Here is a 17804-nt window from a genome sequence, read left to right as displayed (position 1 = left end):
GGTTATAACAGTAAAAGAAAACGTTGATCTTCCTTTAAAACAAGTTTTAAGTTTGTATAATGATGTTGAGTTCTATTTTTGTGATCAAGGTGACTTGGTTGCTTTTGCTCGTTTGTCAAATAACAATAGTTAGCAAGAGAAAGATATAGGACAGTTTGATACATATAGGAGTTGAGTGGAAATAATTGATTAAGTTAATTGCAATTGATATGGATGGTACATTACTTGGTGATATAAGAAAGGTGACAACAGATAATGCTAAGGCAATAAAGGAAGCTCAAAATCAAGGAATAGAGGTTGTTGTTGCAACTGGAAGAGACGAGAAAGAAGCAAGGTTACCAGTTAAAGAAGCAAATATTACTTGTCCCATCATTAGTGTAAATGGTGCTCAGTCTCGTGATGAAAAAGGAAACATATTATCCAGTTTTCCGATTAACAAGGAACAGGCAAATGTCATTTTTGACATCTTACGTACAAATGAAATCTATTTTGAGGTTTATACGAACCGTGGAACGGTTTCAAACAATTATGAAAAAGCGTTGCAAACAGTAGTGGATTTCTTACTGTCTTCTGGATCTGATGATGATATGGAAACGATGCGTGAAATAGCTAAAGAACGGTTTGAAGTAGGAGCTATTACCTTAGTCGATAGTTATCATAACTTTCTAGAGCAAGAAGATACGATTGTATTAAAAGTACTCGCCTTTTCAAAAGATGATCAAAAACGAAACCTAACTAGAAAGAAGCTATTAGATATTGACCAATTAGCAATTAGTGCCTCTGCACGAGATAATATCGAAATTACTAGTATTCATGCTCAAAAAGGATTGGCAGTAAAAGCTTACGCACAGAAACTAGGAATTTCCATGAATGATGTAATGGTAATTGGGGATAGTTTTAATGACATTTCCATGTTTGAAGTAGCTGGTGTAAGAGTAGCAATGGAAAATGCGGAGCAAGAGGTTAAAGAGTTAGCTGACTTTGTTACGAATTCAAATGAAGAAGACGGTGTTGCTTTTGCAATTCGAAGCGCGTTAGCAGAGAATAAATAAAGAAACGTGCGGCTTAGTGATTTTTGAGAAAGGTCGTGCACTTTCTTAAGGAGTAATTTTACAGGGTTGGATCCCACTAGCAAATTGGAAGCTAGTGGATCCAACCCTTTGCTTTTGGGCTAATTATTTTTGTTTTAAATATAAATTTCAATGTATTAATACAATTTAGTAAAAAGTATTGACTATTATAGAACAGAGGGCATATAATATAAGCAAGAAAAGAGGAAAAATTCAAATAATTTTGTTGGAAGGGTGAGGGGAAAATGAAGAAGTCTAAAACGCATGCAAGTAGCAAAGCAGTAGTAATTAAAGAGGATCATTCAATCCTTAAATCTATAAATGAATACTACAGCAGAAATTAACAAGAGCATGAATTAAACAGAGCCTGTGAAATAAAGGCTCTGTTTAATTCTGTTATGATACAGAGGGGGGATATTGATAACGAAAGAGGGAGCGAAAAGCATGAATGCTGCTTGCAATTTCCAATCAAATAGGATATAGTTAACACAACGGTTGTTAACGTTCAGTTGTTTTTTAGCGCTTTTCATTCAGCTGGCGCGGCTTCGGAGCCGCAAGGATGAACGAGAGGTAGGGCTTTCATCGTTTGGAGATTGGATGATGAATCCTTATATTTACCCATATTTATTGCATCAATAGTAACACTTAATAGAGTTCAGTATTCACATGTTATAAGGGATATTCACTCGATTCGTGGTTGATGTTCCTTATAATATGTGAATTTTTATTTACCTCGGATTGTAAATACGATTGCATATTAAGTAAATTATTTTAAGATTGGGGTTTTTAAGCATGGCACAAACTGGTACAGTTAAATGGTTTAACGCAGAAAAAGGATTCGGTTTCATTGAAGTAGAAGGCGGCAACGACGTATTCGTACACTTCAGCGCTATCACTGGCGAAGGTTTCAAATCACTTGACGAAGGTCAATCTGTTGAATTTGAAATCGTAGAGGGCGACCGTGGACCACAAGCAGCTAACGTTGTAAAACTATAAATTGCTTAACAAAAACATTGCTTCGTTTGAAGCGATGTTTTTTTTGTGTGTTTTTAATTAATTATAATAATATTATGTTAACAAGGAGATAAATAAGCAGAAAACCTCCTATTTAGTGGAAAGTTTTGTATAATATGATATGAGACCAGAATGGAAAGGTGTTGGTGATGATGCAAAAAAGAACATTATTATTAGCAATATTAGTAATGATATTTATCGTAGTCGGCTGTTCAGAACAGGTACCAACTCCAGAAGAGACATTTCAGGAGTTTGCAACGCTATGGGAACAAGGGGAGTATCAGGCTATGTATTCTTTTCTTTCGGTCGAGAGTAAAGATAGGATCTTAGAAGAAGAATTTGTTGAACTGTACTCATATACATATAGTGAAATTGAGTTGACTTCAATATCAATTAATCTTATTGCACAAGAGTCCGAGCAAATAGAAGAAGAGGTTAGAACGGAAGTATCCATGCCATTTGAGAATAAGATGGACATGTTCACGGGAGAATTTGTATTTGAATCTTTTGTACCGTTGAAACTTGATGAAGAAGACAATAACTGGAAAATAGAATGGTCGCCCTCGATCATCTTCCCTGTATTGGATTATGGAGATACGATTAGTATGCGAATCCTGTATCCAGAAAATCGAGGAGAAATTTTTGATCGGAATGGTGAACAGCTGGCAGTTAATGGATTCGCATATGAAATTGCAATTGTTCCAGTCCGCATGGAAGGGCAGGAAGAAGAATCGATCCGTGCTTTAGCAAAAGAAATCGATCTGTCTGAAGAATCTATTCATAACAGTTTAAAACAAAGCTGGGTAGGGCCTGATACGCTTGTCCCCCTAAAAAAAGTTCCTCTATCAAAGAGGAGTTTTGTAGAAAGACTACACGAGACTATTCCTGGAGCTACATATCGACAAATTCCAGCTAGAGAGTATCCCCTCGGAGAAGCTGCTGCTCATTTAACAGGCTATATGGGAATGATCACAGCCGAAGAGCTAGAAGAAGATTCGGAGAAAGTGTATCATGCTAATTCAACAGTTGGAAGGACTGGGCTTGAAAAGCTATTAGAAACCAGACTTCGAGGCGAAATAGGATCCGTTATTGTTACAGAAAGTGCAGACGGTCAAGAGAAAGATATTATCGCTAAAAAAGATCCCAGAGACGGAGAATCATACCAGTTGACGATTGACAGTAATTTACAAAAATCCATTTATAATCAGTTAAATGAAGCTGACGATGCTGGAACTGGAGTGGCATTGAATCCAGTAACAGGAGAAGTTCTGTCGCTTGTTAGTTCACCAGCCTATGATCCAAATGAGTTTATTTTAGGGATTTCGAATAAGAAGTATGAGACGCTAAATAATGATGAGAAAAGGCCTCTAACAAACCGCTTTACTCAATCATTTACGCCTGGTTCAACAATAAAGCCAATTACAGCTGCAGTCGCTCTTAGTAATGGTTTAGATCCAAATAAGAGGCTTGAAAGTTCAGATCTCGGATGGAGGAAGGATTCAACTTGGGGAGATTACCGTGTAAGGCGTGTATCTAATCCACTGAAGGAATTGAATCTTAGTGAAGCGATGATGTATTCAGATAATATCTATTTTGCACAAGTAGCAGTTGATATGGGAAGAGAAGTGTTTGAAGAGGGGTTTAAGAAATTTGGCTTCGGAGAGAATATCCCATTTGTTTTTGGATTGACACCTTCATCGATTGCAAAGGAATCGATACCAAATGAAATTCAGCTTGCAGATACGGGTTATGGTCAAGGAGAGTTGTCTGTAAATCCGTTGCATTTATCATTGCTCTATTCAGCATTTGTCGCAAACGGATCTATTCCAAAACCATTGCTACTTTTGGATGAAGAACCAGAATATTTACTTGAAAATGTTGTGAGTGAAGAGCATTCTCAAACGATTTTAAAAACTTTATTAGAAGTTGTCGAAAATGCAACTGCGACCGCAGTTAATTTTAATCACGTACGATTAGCTGGTAAAACAGGCACCACTGAACATAAATTATCTCAAGAAGACGAAGGTGAAGAAACAGGTTGGTTTGTAGCGATGAATACAGACGACCCCGAACTTCTTGTTCTGATGATGATTGAAAATGTTGAGGATCGAAATGGGAGTCGGTATGTTGTTCAAAAAGTAAAGAATGTATTTAAAGGCCATTTTACAAATTAAAAAAGAGGATGTCTCAAGGAGACATCCTCTTTTAGCAAAGAAAACAGGGGAAAGAAAAGTGGCATGAATTGAAATGTGTGAATATAATAGAAATGTAAGTGCTTACATCATTGGTATTGAGATAAGAAAATGATTCAAACGTCTATAATTAGTCTGAATTGTATACACATTATTAATACTCAGCAATTACTATAATGGTAAGGGGTGATTGAAAATGGAAGCAACACATTATGATGATCTATCCATTTGTGTTCCTAAAAATCAATTAGATAAGTTAATTAATGGTGTACTCCAAAATAAATATCGCATTTTTTGGGGGTTTAATAAAGGAAAAATGATATTAAATATTTATAACAGTGAAGTAAATAATAAATTAGTATTTATTAGGCATAAAGGGTTTTTAGAATTAGTCGAGGCGAAGTTAAAAAGTCCAAATGTATTAAAAGTGTTAGACAATGATATTGATTTTACAGTTAAAGTAGCTTCAAAAAATAATGAAATAAAAAGAAATAGGGAGGCTGTTTATAGTGAAATTGATCATTATTTAATTGAGTTGACATATTACTTGAAAATTGCTGATGTCAACTCTATAAATAATATAAAAGATAAATTAGCAGAGCTAACACACGAGTGGAATCGTTTGGCTTTATAGATAGAGCTTTAATTTAACTTAGGAAATGCATATCCATGCGTTCCTGAGTAATTTTTTTGTTTAAGTTAATAATGTCTTATTAGAAAAAAGTGATAGCTATAATTTAAAGACATTTATAAAAAGAAAAAGAAAGGGTTTACGGTTTTCTAAAAACCTCTTATAATTGATTTGCATACGTATTCATAAATGAATTTTTAAAAATATATTGATAGTGATAAGCTAACTTAAATAACTTTCATTTTTTTGAATACGTATGCAAAACACTAAAGGAGAGTGAAAAGAATGGCTACATATTTAAAATCAGGAAAAAGCGATGTTGAAATTCAAGAATCTCAAGCAAAAGTACAAGAGATAGTTAGTGGAATTATAAAGGATGTTGAGCAAATTGGTGATAAGGCAGTACGAGCTTTGGCTGAAAAGTTTGATAACTGGAAAGCGGAGAACTTTCGTTTAAGTGACACCGAAATTACTGAAATTGTAAAATCAGTTCCAGAACAAACAATTAATGATATTAAATTTGCTCAAGCACAAGTACGAAATTTTGCGGAGAAACAAAAGGAGTCAATGAAAGACATCGAAGTAGAAACATTACCTGGTGTGATCTTAGGACATAAAAATATCCCAGTTAACAGTGTAGGGTGTTATATACCTGGAGGGAGGTACCCAATGGTCGCTTCTTCCCACATGAGTATTTTAACTGCAAAAGTTGCGGGTGTGAAAAGAGTTATTGCGTGTACACCGCCAATTAAAGGTGAAATTCCTGCTGCAACTGTAACAGCTATGTATTTAGCTGGTGCGAATGAAATTTACATTCTTGGTGGCGTTCAAGCAATGACAGCAATGGCGGTTGGTACAGAGTCAATTAGGCCAGTAGATATGATCGTAGGGCCTGGGAATGCATTTGTTGCTGAAGCAAAGCGCCAATTGTTTGGAAGAGTTGGAATTGATTTATTTGCAGGACCAACAGAAACCCTTGTCATTGCGGACGAAACAGCAGATGCAGAAATGGTTGCAACAGATCTGCTTGGTCAAGCCGAACATGGACCAACATCTCCATCTGCTTTAATTACAACTTCAAAGTCACTAGCGGAGGAGACAGTGAAGGAAATTGAACGCCAATTAGAAATACTGCCTACAGCAGATATTGCCGGTGTAGCTTGGAATGATTATGGTTCTATTATCCTTGTAAATAGTTTAGAAGAAGCTGTTACAGAGGCAGATAAACTTGCCTATGAGCATGTAGAGGTATTGACAGAAGACCCCAATTACTTCCTTAAAAATATGACAAATTTTGGTGCGTTATTCTTAGGGCCTGAAACAAATGTTGCATACGGAGATAAAGTAATAGGTACAAATCACACGTTACCAACTAAAGGTGCAGCTCGATTTACCGGTGGCCTTTGGGTTGGTAAATACCTTAAAACTTGTACGTATCAAAAATGTACGCCTGAAGCGAGTGTTGTTGTAGGTGAATATGGCTCTCGCTTATGTGAACTGGAAGGTTTCATGGGCCACAAAGCACAAGCAGACCTCCGTGTAAAGCGCTATAAAAAGGATACAGTTAAAAACTAAAATCAATATATGATATAATTTCCCTGTGGATTTTTAGGGGGAATTTGAATGAGTAAAAGGAAAGTAACTTCAATGGATGTTGCTAAATTAGCGGGTGTTTCGCAATCTACAGTGTCTAGAGTTTTTGGGGCTGGGGCAAAAGTATCAGATGAAAAACGAAAGCAAATTCTCTCTGCTGCAGAGGTGTTAGGATATCAACCTAATGCGATTGCCAGAGGTCTTATTACAAATAAGACAAAAATGATTGGTATCGTTATGCGAAACATCCAAAATCCATTTTACCCTGAAGTACTTGAAAAATTTTATACATGTTTAGCAAAAAAAGGTTATCACTTAATTTTCATTAGTTCTGAACATGATCTCGTTCAAGAAGATGAGATTAATCATTTAATTGAGTACCATGTTGAAGGAGTCATCATAACAGATGCATTATTATCATCGTCAGCCGTTCAAAGGTTTCTTAAAAATGAAATCGCAGTTGTACTTTTCAACCGTTACATTGAAAACCCAGAATGTAGTGCTGTTTTTTGCGATAACTATTTAGCTGGCCAACAAATTGGAACGTTTTTAGTAGAAACTGGACATACGCATTTTGCTTTCATTTCAGGACCTCTTGATACGTCTACAACAATTGATCGTAAAAAGGGATTTGAAGAAGCGCTTGCAAAAAAGGGGATTTTTAATCTTTCTGTTGAGATTGGAAACTATACTTACGAGAGTGGATTTACTGCTATGAGAAAATTATTACAAGCAGAAAAACAAATTGACGGTATCTTTTGTGGAAATGACATAACTGCACTTGGTGCAATTGATGCCGCAAAATCTTTAGGATATCGAATTCCTGAAGAATTATCTGTTGTTGGTTTTGATGACATTAGTATGGCTAGTTGGCCATCGTTTTCTTTAACAACGTGGAAACAACCAGTGGAAGAAATGATTGAGGCTACCATTCAATTATTGATGGATGAAATTAATGAAAAAAAGAGAAAGGTTGTCACTCGTTCTTTATCAGGAGAACTAATTATAAGAGGTTCTGTTAAGAATAGAACATAAAGGAGCTTCTATGGGTATCGGATAAAAACGGGTAGTAGTATGTGGAAAAATCAAAAGCCTAGGATGAGATTAATCTCATCCTAGGCTTTTGATTTACGTGTATTCATTTGCTTGTTGACGAATGGTTTATCATACATGTATACTCAATAAGCTTAAAAAAAAGATGAAAGATTTGAAGCTGAAAATGAGGTATATCTTTAGCTTCTAAAAACAAAATAAGGGTTGCAGTTATTAATGATTAGGGAGAGATGCATGTGAAATGGCAAAAAGTACTACTCAATACTCTTCAACGACACCAAGGAAAAAAAATTGCCCTGGCGGTGGATACGTCTACGAATGAAGTGAATTCTGAATTAATTCATAACATTGTTACTTTATTTGGAGAAATTAACTCAGAGACGAAACTTGTGCAATCTGATTTTAAAATAAGAAAAATTTCCTCCATTGAAGAGGCTGACATTACGTATTTTAAGCATGGGAAATCTTCCTATACAGAAGTTCTCGAGTGGGGAGAAGAAGAGAACATTGACATTCTTTTTTATATAACGGATGTCACTGGTTATTTTTATGAGGAATTACAGGTCAAATATGATGTGATGTGGCTTGTTCCTAATGACTTCATACCTAAAGTTCCGTTCGGGAAAACGTTAAAAATAGCGTAAAAAACAAAACCACTACAGAACCTAACATTTTAGGTCCTTGTACTAAAAAAAAGGGGATTCAATTGAATCCCCTTTTTGGCATACACAGTTTATTGGTTGTTTTGATTTTGACCTAATATGTCTTTAAAAGGTTCCATCATATTCATGTTATTTCCACCGCCGTTATTACGTTTTCTCATCATCGTATAGGCAGCTGCTCCGACCCCTAAACCTACTACAGACATCATTAATCCGTTGTTCTTGTTCCTACGTCTACGACCAAACATTGCCATTCTTTTTTCCCCCTTTATTTCTGTTTGAATTTTTGTATCAAACATTCTTTAGCATCAGTCATACAGAGCATTTTTATTCATAACCAACTCTTGCCACTATCAGTCATTTTTAAGTCAAATCTTAGAAAGAGTAGCCTTAGTTAATGTAGTGAACTTACATGTAACCAAATTGACTTTTTCTCAATAATTTCCATTTTTAATTTCTGTAAACCGGAAATACTATTATTGATTATATTGAAAAGGAGTATGTTATGATGAAAAGAATTTTAATGGCTTTATGTATGGTGAGTCTGGTGTTATTATCGATTGTTGGCTGTAATAATGAGGAAAACTCGATGGAGGGTCAACGCATCAGTGAAGGTCAAATTTCTAGTGATTTTACAACAGCTTCAAGTGAGGAATTTCCTCATACGAAGCCAATACAAGTTCAGCACGCGAAGTATGATTTTGATGTACAGCATTCTGTTCAAATGAATCGAGATGAGATTGCTCGTATTTTACCAGGTGATATCGTGCAACATTTACCGGAAGGGGTAGAGCAGTTAACGCCAGAAGATATCGCTCGATTATTGCCAGAAGGAGCAACTCAATTAAGACCAGAAGATATTGCAGAGCGCTTACAAGCGGGTGTTCCAACACAACAACCAGGACAACCAAGGCAAGAACAGCCTAATGCAACACCACAACAACCAGGACAACCTAATGCAGCACCTCAGCAGCCAGAAGCACCAGCTCCAGAGCCTGAACAGCAAGAGGAACCGCAAGAACAAGAAACAGAACAAACACAAGGAATAAGTGAAGTAGAGTCAAGAGTTATTGAATTAACCAATCAAGAAAGAAGAAACAATGGATTACCAGATTTACAAGCAGATGCTTCTTTAAGCAATGTTGCCAGAGTGAAGTCAAAGGATATGCAAGAAAATAATTATTTTTCACATACAAGTCCTACCTATGGATCACCATTTGATATGATGAGGGATTTTGATATATCGTATAATTCAGCAGGTGAAAACATTGCCCAAGGGCAAAGATCTCCTGAGGAAGTTGTACAAGCATGGATGAATAGTGAAGGCCATCGTGCAAACATTATGAATGGTGATTATACTCACATAGGTGTTGGATATCATCAAAATGGAAATTATTGGACGCAAATGTTTATTAGCAAATAACATAGATTGAAAAAGCGGAGCTCGTAATGAACTCCGTTTTTGTTGTGGAAAGAATTTATATATAACTTTTAAATGGACTAATTAATCCCCGATGTGTGCATCTAAAACTTTCTCAAGCAAGGTTAATCTTTTTTTGTCATTTACATGGTTAACAGTTCTATTGATAAGACGATCTGAATTAACACGATGGACAAAGACAAGGTTTGCTTCTGGAATAATATCGATTGATTGTCCATATCTCCCAATTGCAGAGTATAGACCTAATTCATTAAAAGGTTTAGCATCGGCTACCCACCACATGTAACCATAACCATATTCAATGGAAGTGGGGACAGGCGTCTGTACAGATGTACTTTCAGAAATCCAATCTTTAGGAATAAGTTGCTGACCGGCCCATTGCCCATCCTGCAAAAATAATAGCCCAAAGCGCGCCATGTCTCTTGCAGACATACGAAACAAATAAGATGGATGCATTGAGCGCTTTAATTCATATTTATAAATGGAATCTTCTAAAACATAATCCTCCATTCCAATTGGAATAGCGATCCTCTCATTAAATTCCTCAAATAAATCAGAGTTTGTTTTGTTATTAAATATAGTGCCGAGTACATTAAAATCCCAATTATTGTAATGAAATTGAGAACCTGGTACATAAGACTCTCGTTCAGGACGATTCCATCTCATTAACAAGGATTCCTCTCCTGCCCTTAGGTAAATACCAGAACGAGAAGTAAGAAGGTCTGCAATTGTTGCATTTTCTTCAAGCATCGTAAGTGTGACATTGTCAGAGATACCTAATTCGTTTAATGTTTCCTCAAGATGTATGGTCCCTTCCTGTACATAGATCCCCAAAAGCGCACTCAGGAAGCTTTTTCTCACTGAGTGAACATTTGATTTTTTTGTAACATCTCCCCATTCAAACAACACTTTTCCATCATATATAGCCATTGCAGCAGTAGAACCAATTGAATCATAATAATCCTTCGCTTTTTTTAATTTATCAAATGACCATCCCACTTCATCAGGGTTTCTATGATACTCCCAAGTAGTGGATTCGACTTGAGTAGAAGAATTTTTACAGCCAATTAACGAAAGGACCAAAAGGTTTATAATCCCTGCTAACAGCAAAAGCTTTCTCTTTTTCCGAACTACCATAAAACGATCATCCTAACTACTACTGGTATTATTTGTATTTACATAGATTGATTTTGAACTAACAGGTGGCACTGAGCTATGCTTGATGTTCACTTTACCAACTATATACTTTCCGAATGAAAATCTATTCAAATAATAAACGGTTCCCATAGAAGCGACCGTACTTCCGACAAATAAGATTACTATCGTAAAAATGCCTAGATTAAAAGAAAAATATCTAAATAGCAAAATTAACAAAGACATAAAGCATGTATGCAGCAAATAGATCCCGTAGGAATATTTATTGATCGAAAGAAACAAAGAAGGTATGGTTTTCATTTTTCTTGAAACAAAAAGGACAAATACAATGACACTTAGTGTATGAAACAAAATATCAATTCTCTTTGAACTGTGAATTGTAATAAGTCCGCTATGATACAAATAAAGGAGTAGAATCCCAGTTAAAAAAGGTGCAACCAATACACATGTTCTATACCTAGTAATATAGTAAGTAAACGCTCGGTAGTGACAACCGATATAATAAGCAAGTGAAAAATAAAAAATCCATCCAGGGAATGGAATCCAATAAAAACGGTCCCATATATATTCGCTGAAAATAATATCGATAGGATTGGTAAAGTTAAAAAAAGATAAGTACATCACATTTACGAATAAAGAAAATAGAATAACTCTTATCGGTGAATAGGTGTCTAACCATTTCTTAAATAAGACAAATAATAAATAAAATTGAAATATGATTAAGACGAAATAAGCATGAAAGTCGCCAATGAATATATTTAAGACAATTTTAAGGAGAAATTGTTCCACAGATACTAAACTATAAGGTGTTGCATAAAGAATAGCCATGAACAAATAAGGGATTAAAATAAATTTTAATCGTTTTGTTAAAAAGCCTTCGGAAATTTCACCTTTCTCTCTGTAACTAAACCCGAGAATAAATGCTGTTATGAAAATGAATGTAGGTGTCCCATAATATAAAAATACGGTAATAGAATCTAATAAAATCTTACTGTAAGATGGAAGATCAGATAAAAAGCCGATATACTCCATCCCCCATACAATGGAATGTAGCAACACGATACTTAAGCAGGCTACGCTTCTTAAAAAAGAGATCTCATTTACATGCTTTTTTTTCATTTTAGATCAACATCTTTCTAGTTTTGTTTCAAATAGTAAGATAAAGGAAGTCCATTGGACATTCCACTAACATAATATTTCTAACTATATACCCGTCTACAGGCTAATTTAAACAGAAATTACCACCAATTAATTCTTAATACCAACCATGCTAAAAGTTAATACAGTATATGTCAAATGGAAATACTTATTAGCAAATAATGATTTCTCTAAAACAATTGACCAAGGCTCATTGCAAGGAGAAATACCAAAAATAATGAGATTACCTGTCTAAAGGCTCAAAATGTTTACTTATGACGAGGAAATGTTCAATTAATTAAATTACAATAAAAATAAAAAATGAATAGATTGAATCCAATTTAAGGGATGATAAAATCCTAACCATTCAAAGAGAGGTTCGCCAATAAAAGAGGAAAGAACTGAAAAGAAAATCGCCTTTTTTATTGGATTCATTTCAGGTTTAATTTGAAGAAAAAAATAGCACGGGGAATAAGGCTAATATCCCAAGGTAAGAAGGATGGCAAAAATGGCTATACTTCATACCTGTAATCCCACAATCCTAACTCCGCACCAAATGAATCGAGAAACATGGATATTGCTATGACAAAGAGTGACCCTATCAATAATCGATTTGTGCTGTTTCTCTTTCTGAAAACCCACCAAATAAGCCATGGGGTGATCGTGGTAACTAGGCAGAACCACCAGTGCCACGATAAAAACAATGCTCTAGCCAAATGGCATGGTGCTGTTTTTGAGCTTCCACTAGGATTTATAGGTTTGATCAATTTTCGTAATTACCTCATTTGGAAGCACAGTATCAATCTTTTTCTTTTTTTATTTATCATAAAGTGTTTTTATCTATGAGAACTCTTATACCTGCTAACTTTATAAAGTATGATTACTCGGGTTGCTAGTCCCTCAGTACGTGAAGAGGGACAGGGGCTTTTTTGTTGTTATTTGTATATCACCTTAGTGGTAAAAAAATCTAAAAAAGGATATTATTTTTAATTGAGAAAAAGAAAGATATCGAAGAGAATAGGTAGAAGTGTGTTCAGTGATTGTTTGGAAAGGAGCGTGGATGATGTGCGCATGAAAGAGATGAAAGAAGTGTATTGGCTCCGGAGCATTGCTTGTTTGAGTGTTGTTCTCATTCACGCCGTAAGTAGAGTGCTTACAGACTTATCCGTGACAGGGGACGAACGAGTGATTTATCGGACTCTGCAAATGATATTGCTGTACGGGACGCCGATGTTTGTGTTGATTTCGACCATCGTCATGACACATGCATACAAAGAAAACATTCCTAAGGGATTTTTGATAAAGAGAATCAAGTATATTCTTATACCTTATCTAGTAATGGCTGCGTTTTATGCTGCTGATAAGTCCTATCGATATGAATGGACAATAAACGATTTTGCCAGAGAGCTCGGTTACAACTTATTAGGACATTGGCATGGGTATTTTGTATTAATCATTTTTCAGTTTTATTTGTTACATTTGCTATTCGTAAAATATATAAATAGGTTCAAACTGATGTATGTCCTAACGGTTAGTTTTTTCGTTAGTGTGGGGTATTGGGTAAGTTTATATTTTTATTTTATCGATTACGTTAATCATTCGAGTTATTTGACTTTTTTCTTTTCAAGAGTTTTATTTATTGGCTGGTTGTTTTATTATGTTGTTGCCTATTATTGCGGAAGAAACTATGAACGTTTTATCGAAATGTTGAAAAGAAATTGGATGCTCATTGGGTTCTGTGCGCTCGCTTCGCTTGCGCTGGTTCAATTTATTTATCATACAGGAATACTAATGCGAGTGACGTCCGCTCGTTTTGATATAATTCCCTACACGGTTTTGTTATTCTTTCTCTTTTTCTTCTTCGTTTCGAAAGTAAACCGAATTCCAAGATGGGTGGTTTCATTTAGTGGATATTCGTATGGGATCTATTTGCTGCATCCATTGGTTCAAACAGTACTAAGTAGAAGGGTTCAAATGACTGAAACAACGGAATTTATTTATTTAATTGTCCAATTTGTGGCTGGAGTTTTTGTTCCAATTGTTCTTATCTACGTCATCTCAAAATTGCCGTTTGGGGCATTTGTTGTTGGAAAAACAGCTACTCGTAAGAAGGTGTTCAAAGAAACAGAAGAGCCAAAAGCTGCATAAAGTGCACGAAAAAACATCGGGTAAAGGGGGACCGATGTTTTTTTGTTGTTTCTTAAATTTTTTATAAGAGATTATCTAACTAAGTTGTATATGAAGAATTTGGAAGTGAGGTATTATAAGAATGTAGTTGTATTGCAATGTTTAAGTTCACCTTAGAATTCACTAAAATTATTAACTTGGAATAATGGGCAGTGAAAAAGAAAAGAGGAGTGGTTAAATGGACCTACAACAAAATCAACGAAAAGATTCAGTAACGGGATTATCAGAAGAAGAAAAAGTAATTAATTACTATGAAACTATTACACTAGAGAAACTGCTTAAGGAAAGGTATGAAGGAAGTAAACTTGTCAAAGAAGATCTTGAAATGATTCAGGAGTTGCAGAGCAACTTCAAACTACCTGATCCAGTCATCAAGGTTTTAATTGATTTTGTATTTATAACACAAGATTTTCAATTACCCAAATTTCGGATTGATCAAATTGCAAGTGATTGGTCTAGAAAGAAAGTCAGCACTGTAAAGCAAGCTATGGAATTTGCTAAAAGTGAGTTGGACTACTCTCGGAGATAGAGAGCGATATGGCCTATCGTTGAGATTCGGGTGCCTGTCTCCTAGTACGTTAAAGTAGTGGGGGACAGACACCTTATTTGTGTGTTTTGTACCAATCAAGCAAGCTTCGGTAGCTCATATACTCTAATAGTGAGTATGCCTACTAAAAGTCTTCCCTTCTCATTATTTGTATTGTAATACCGTGCATATTTTTTTTATTTAGTGACACACTACACAAAAAAATGGAGGTGTTACTTATGAGAAAAATACTACATACATGTATATTATTAGTTCTGATTTTTTTATAGTAGGGTGTGGTACTAATGACTTAGCTACTTAAGAACTAGTAGGTGAAGATGGACAAGGAAACATCAATGATAGAACAAATGAAACAGCTGGTACTATTGAGAACATTCAAGAGTTTGAACTTGAAATTGATTTGGTAAATAATGAAGAGCTTGAGATGGAATATAAAAATAATGGTGGCTCTACCACTGCCGAGGTTGAAAGGAAAACAAATGATGGTAAAGAAGAGATAAAAGGAGATCAAGCGCTAACAGAAATAGAAGACCTTCTCCAGCAAGTTGCTCTACAACCTGATATTACTTCTGAAGAAGCACTTGAACAAGTATTAGCTTCTGTGAACATTGCAAAGGAAGATATTCGAAAGCTTGAGCTAGAAGTGGACTTTACAACTGGTGGGAAACTAAAAGCCAACCTATAAATAACCATTGTACCCCCCAATTAAATCAGGTACCAAGTAATGTCCTTTACAGTTTTTATTAATAACACAAAATTGTATTTTCATGACCAGTTCACATATATTCCCTATAATTATTATTATCCTATAATTGATATGAGAAAGTTGAAAACGCAATAATAGCTTAAATTAACAACAAAAATGCACACGAGATTTCAGATGTGAAATCTTGTGTGCATTACTTTGATATTTTATTGTTCTAACCTTTGAAGTGAACCGTTATTAATACTTGTGATTCTGGTTCTAGTACCCCACGTTATAGAACTGGGGATAGGGCCCATCTCCAAACCATTACCTTGTTGCGACAATCGATTTAAGTTTATATAACCATGAACCAATCATAAATGTGATAACGCCCCATAAGACCATGATCCCAATTCCAAACCAAAGAGTGCCAGAAAAAATATTTGTGGAATAAACCATACTCTCTCTCAAGCCTTCAACAAAATAGGTGAGAGGGAGAACATTTGAGATCGGCTGAATCCACTCGGGCATCGTTTCAATTGGAAAGAACACGCCACTCAAAAACATCATCAGGAAACTTGTAATATTCGCTACTCCCATATAAGCCTCGGTTGTTTTACTAAAGGAAGAAAAAAAGTATCCTAACGCATTAAAAGAAAGAGCACCTAATAAGAAAACGATAAGGAGACTCGGGAAGTTGATGTACAGATTTGCCCCAAAGATAAACACTCCTATAAGAGATAGTAAAATAATTTGAATCACGCTAAATAACAACCGCATGATCATATCACTTAAACCAAAAAGGTTCATATTCGCAGGAGTCATACGTAACCTTTTGATCAAGCCTTTTCGACGCATTTCTACTAAATCAACCATTCCAAACATTCCACCCTGAGCAATGGCTAAGGCAATCATCCCAGTGAGAAGAAAGTCAGTATAGCTTAATTCATTACTGCTAGATGAGATCGATTCAAATTGGAGTTCATATGTAGGCGTAGCACCCGCAGCATAGAGATTTGCCTCTTGTACAAAATGATTTAGCATGCCCGAAAGAGCTTGCGTTGTTACCCCTTCTTCGTTTTCTTTGTTTACGACAAGAAGGAGAGAAGTGGCATCTTCTGATTCAGGTAAAACGATGGCAGCATGCACATCCTTGTCTTTTACCAACTCATCTGCTTCTTTGCGACTGACAGGTTCACTAGTTTCGATTTCAAGTACAGGAATTTGGCTAATTTGCTGCAACAACATTTCAGAAGTGGCATTCGGATTTTCCTCTACGATAGCGACATTTGCAGAAAATTCACTGTCGGAACTCCCGCTAAAAATAGTCATAAAGATGACCATCAAGATCACAGGGAAGAAAATGCCCCAAAACCAAGCTTGTTTTTCTCGTAACGTCAACTTTAATTGGGCAATGAACATTTGCTTAAACTGTTTCATCTTGTTCAATTTAATCCCTCCATTCCTTACCAGTGAATGCAATAAAGACATCTTCTAAACTCATTTCACGAATGGAGACCTGTTCTACCTGGTAATTCTTTTCCTTTGTAAATCCAAATAAGCCATACAATGTATCCTCAGGATTTGTTGTCCACAGTTTTAATGACGTATCTTCGCGTTCAGTACGAGTAACTGATTCGAGATTTTCAGAAAATACGTTCGCCTCCTCTGCTGCTTCTGTTCCATCAAGGAAAGAAAGTCGTACTTCTCGCTCTTCCGTTAACTTTTCAATGAGGGCAGATGGGGTATCCAAAGTGATAACTTTTCCTTGATCAACGATGCAAACTCGATCACTTAATTGTTCTGCTTCTTCCATATAATGAGTGGTTAAGATGGTCGTTTTCCCTAATTCTTTTAGCTGTAAAATAATATCCCAGATGTTGCGCCGTGCTTGTGGATCAAGACCAGTTGTCGGCTCATCTAGGAAGATAATTTCAGGATCACTAATCATCGCAAGTCCTATCGCAAGCCTCTGGCGCTGTCCACCAGAAAGTTTTTTCACATGATTATTACGGTGATCAGTAAGGTTGATCATTTCTAGAATTTCCTCAGTAGGGCGGGACTTGTCGTAAAAAGTAGCAAACAGGTTCAGATTTTCTTCAGGAGTTAATAAATCAAACATCGCACTAGACTGCGGTTGTACACCAATTTTCTTTTTGATCGTGTTTGCATGATGATCCCAGTTCAACTCTCCAAAGTGTATTTCTCCATGATCTGGTGTAACCAATCCTTCAATCATTTCCAGTGTTGTCGTTTTTCCAGCACCATTTGGTCCTATGATGGTGAATACTTCACCGGCTTTCACTGAGAAGTTGATGTCTTGCACTGCATGAATGGTACCGAAAGATTTTTTCAAATTCTTCACTTCTAATACGGTCATTTTGTCTCCTCACTTTCATGGGAACTTTAACAAAGGTTTATACGGTATAAAGTTGAT

16 protein-coding genes are annotated in these 17804 nt (G+C 35.7%); 11 read left to right on the top strand and 5 right to left on the bottom strand.

What is annotated here, in order from left to right:
- The first annotated feature begins 185 nt into the window (after positions 1-185).
- The 7 genes from SLH51_RS02650 to SLH51_RS02620 all read left to right on the top strand — a co-directional run bounded on the left by SLH51_RS02650 (position 186) and on the right by SLH51_RS02620 (position 8197).
- On the top strand, positions 186-1052 hold the full coding sequence (locus SLH51_RS02650) for a Cof-type HAD-IIB family hydrolase (protein WP_335958903.1): 867 nt from the start codon (positions 186-188) through the stop codon (positions 1050-1052).
- Positions 1053-1862: 810 nt separating this feature from the next.
- The gene (cspD, locus tag SLH51_RS02645) at positions 1863-2066 is read left to right on the top strand and encodes a cold-shock protein CspD (protein ID WP_034633915.1); all 204 of its coding nucleotides are present in this window, start codon (positions 1863-1865) and stop codon (positions 2064-2066) included.
- 167 nt (positions 2067-2233) lie between these two features.
- Positions 2234-4258, top strand: a complete 2025-nt coding sequence (locus SLH51_RS02640; RefSeq protein ID WP_335958901.1) for a penicillin-binding transpeptidase domain-containing protein — start codon at positions 2234-2236, stop codon at positions 4256-4258.
- A gap of 214 nt (positions 4259-4472) precedes the next feature.
- Positions 4473-4910, top strand: coding sequence for a hypothetical protein (locus tag SLH51_RS02635; protein ID WP_335958900.1), 438 nt, complete (start codon positions 4473-4475; stop codon positions 4908-4910).
- A gap of 282 nt (positions 4911-5192) precedes the next feature.
- Positions 5193-6482, top strand: coding sequence for a histidinol dehydrogenase (hisD, locus tag SLH51_RS02630; protein WP_335958899.1), 1290 nt, complete (start codon positions 5193-5195; stop codon positions 6480-6482).
- Between the two features lie 48 nt (positions 6483-6530).
- Complete coding sequence (locus SLH51_RS02625) at positions 6531-7535, top strand: LacI family DNA-binding transcriptional regulator (RefSeq protein WP_335958898.1); 1005 nt, start codon at positions 6531-6533, stop codon at positions 7533-7535.
- A gap of 254 nt (positions 7536-7789) precedes the next feature.
- On the top strand, positions 7790-8197 hold the full coding sequence (locus SLH51_RS02620; protein ID WP_335958896.1) for a VWA-like domain-containing protein: 408 nt from the start codon (positions 7790-7792) through the stop codon (positions 8195-8197).
- 89 nt (positions 8198-8286) lie between these two features.
- Here SLH51_RS02620 and SLH51_RS02615 read toward each other — a convergent pair whose 3' ends face one another.
- Entirely contained in the window at positions 8287-8469 is a 183-nt protein-coding gene (locus SLH51_RS02615) for a DUF3918 family protein (protein WP_335958894.1), read from the bottom strand.
- A 335-nt stretch (positions 8470-8804) separates the two neighbouring features.
- Between SLH51_RS02615 and SLH51_RS02610 the strand changes: the two genes are divergently transcribed.
- A complete protein-coding gene (locus SLH51_RS02610; RefSeq protein WP_390183799.1) occupies positions 8805-9638 on the top strand; it encodes a CAP domain-containing protein in 834 nt (277 codons plus the stop codon).
- An 81-nt stretch (positions 9639-9719) separates the two neighbouring features.
- Here the strand turns inward: SLH51_RS02610 and SLH51_RS02605 are convergent, their stop codons facing one another.
- On the bottom strand, positions 9720-10793 hold the full coding sequence (locus SLH51_RS02605; protein WP_335958890.1) for a serine hydrolase domain-containing protein: 1074 nt from the start codon (positions 10791-10793) through the stop codon (positions 9720-9722).
- A 12-nt stretch (positions 10794-10805) separates the two neighbouring features.
- Complete coding sequence (locus tag SLH51_RS02600; protein ID WP_335958889.1) at positions 10806-11930, bottom strand: acyltransferase family protein; 1125 nt, start codon at positions 11928-11930, stop codon at positions 10806-10808.
- A 1089-nt stretch (positions 11931-13019) separates the two neighbouring features.
- On the opposite strand from SLH51_RS02600, the gene SLH51_RS02595 reads away from it, so the two are divergent.
- The 3 genes from SLH51_RS02595 (at position 13020) to SLH51_RS02585 (ending at position 15367) form a co-directional block, all read left to right on the top strand.
- Entirely contained in the window at positions 13020-14096 is a 1077-nt protein-coding gene (locus tag SLH51_RS02595; RefSeq protein WP_335958887.1) for an acyltransferase family protein, read from the top strand.
- 217 nt (positions 14097-14313) lie between these two features.
- Complete coding sequence (locus SLH51_RS02590) at positions 14314-14664, top strand: DnaD domain protein (protein WP_335958885.1); 351 nt, start codon at positions 14314-14316, stop codon at positions 14662-14664.
- A gap of 349 nt (positions 14665-15013) precedes the next feature.
- A complete protein-coding gene (locus SLH51_RS02585; protein ID WP_335959059.1) occupies positions 15014-15367 on the top strand; it encodes a YusW family protein in 354 nt (117 codons plus the stop codon).
- Positions 15368-15694: 327 nt separating this feature from the next.
- Here SLH51_RS02585 and SLH51_RS02580 read toward each other — a convergent pair whose 3' ends face one another.
- Both SLH51_RS02580 and SLH51_RS02575 read right to left on the bottom strand, forming a co-directional pair.
- Entirely contained in the window at positions 15695-16807 is a 1113-nt protein-coding gene (locus tag SLH51_RS02580; RefSeq protein ID WP_335959058.1) for an ABC transporter permease, read from the bottom strand.
- Positions 16808-16817: 10 nt separating this feature from the next.
- A complete protein-coding gene (locus tag SLH51_RS02575; RefSeq protein WP_335958883.1) occupies positions 16818-17747 on the bottom strand; it encodes an ABC transporter ATP-binding protein in 930 nt (309 codons plus the stop codon).
- Positions 17748-17804: the final 57 nt, after the last annotated feature.

This window comes from Halalkalibacter kiskunsagensis, assembly GCF_037027555.1.
GTDB lineage: Bacteria > Bacillota > Bacilli > Bacillales > Bacillaceae_D > Halalkalibacter > Halalkalibacter kiskunsagensis.
This window is presented reverse-complemented; position numbering and strand designations above follow the sequence as displayed.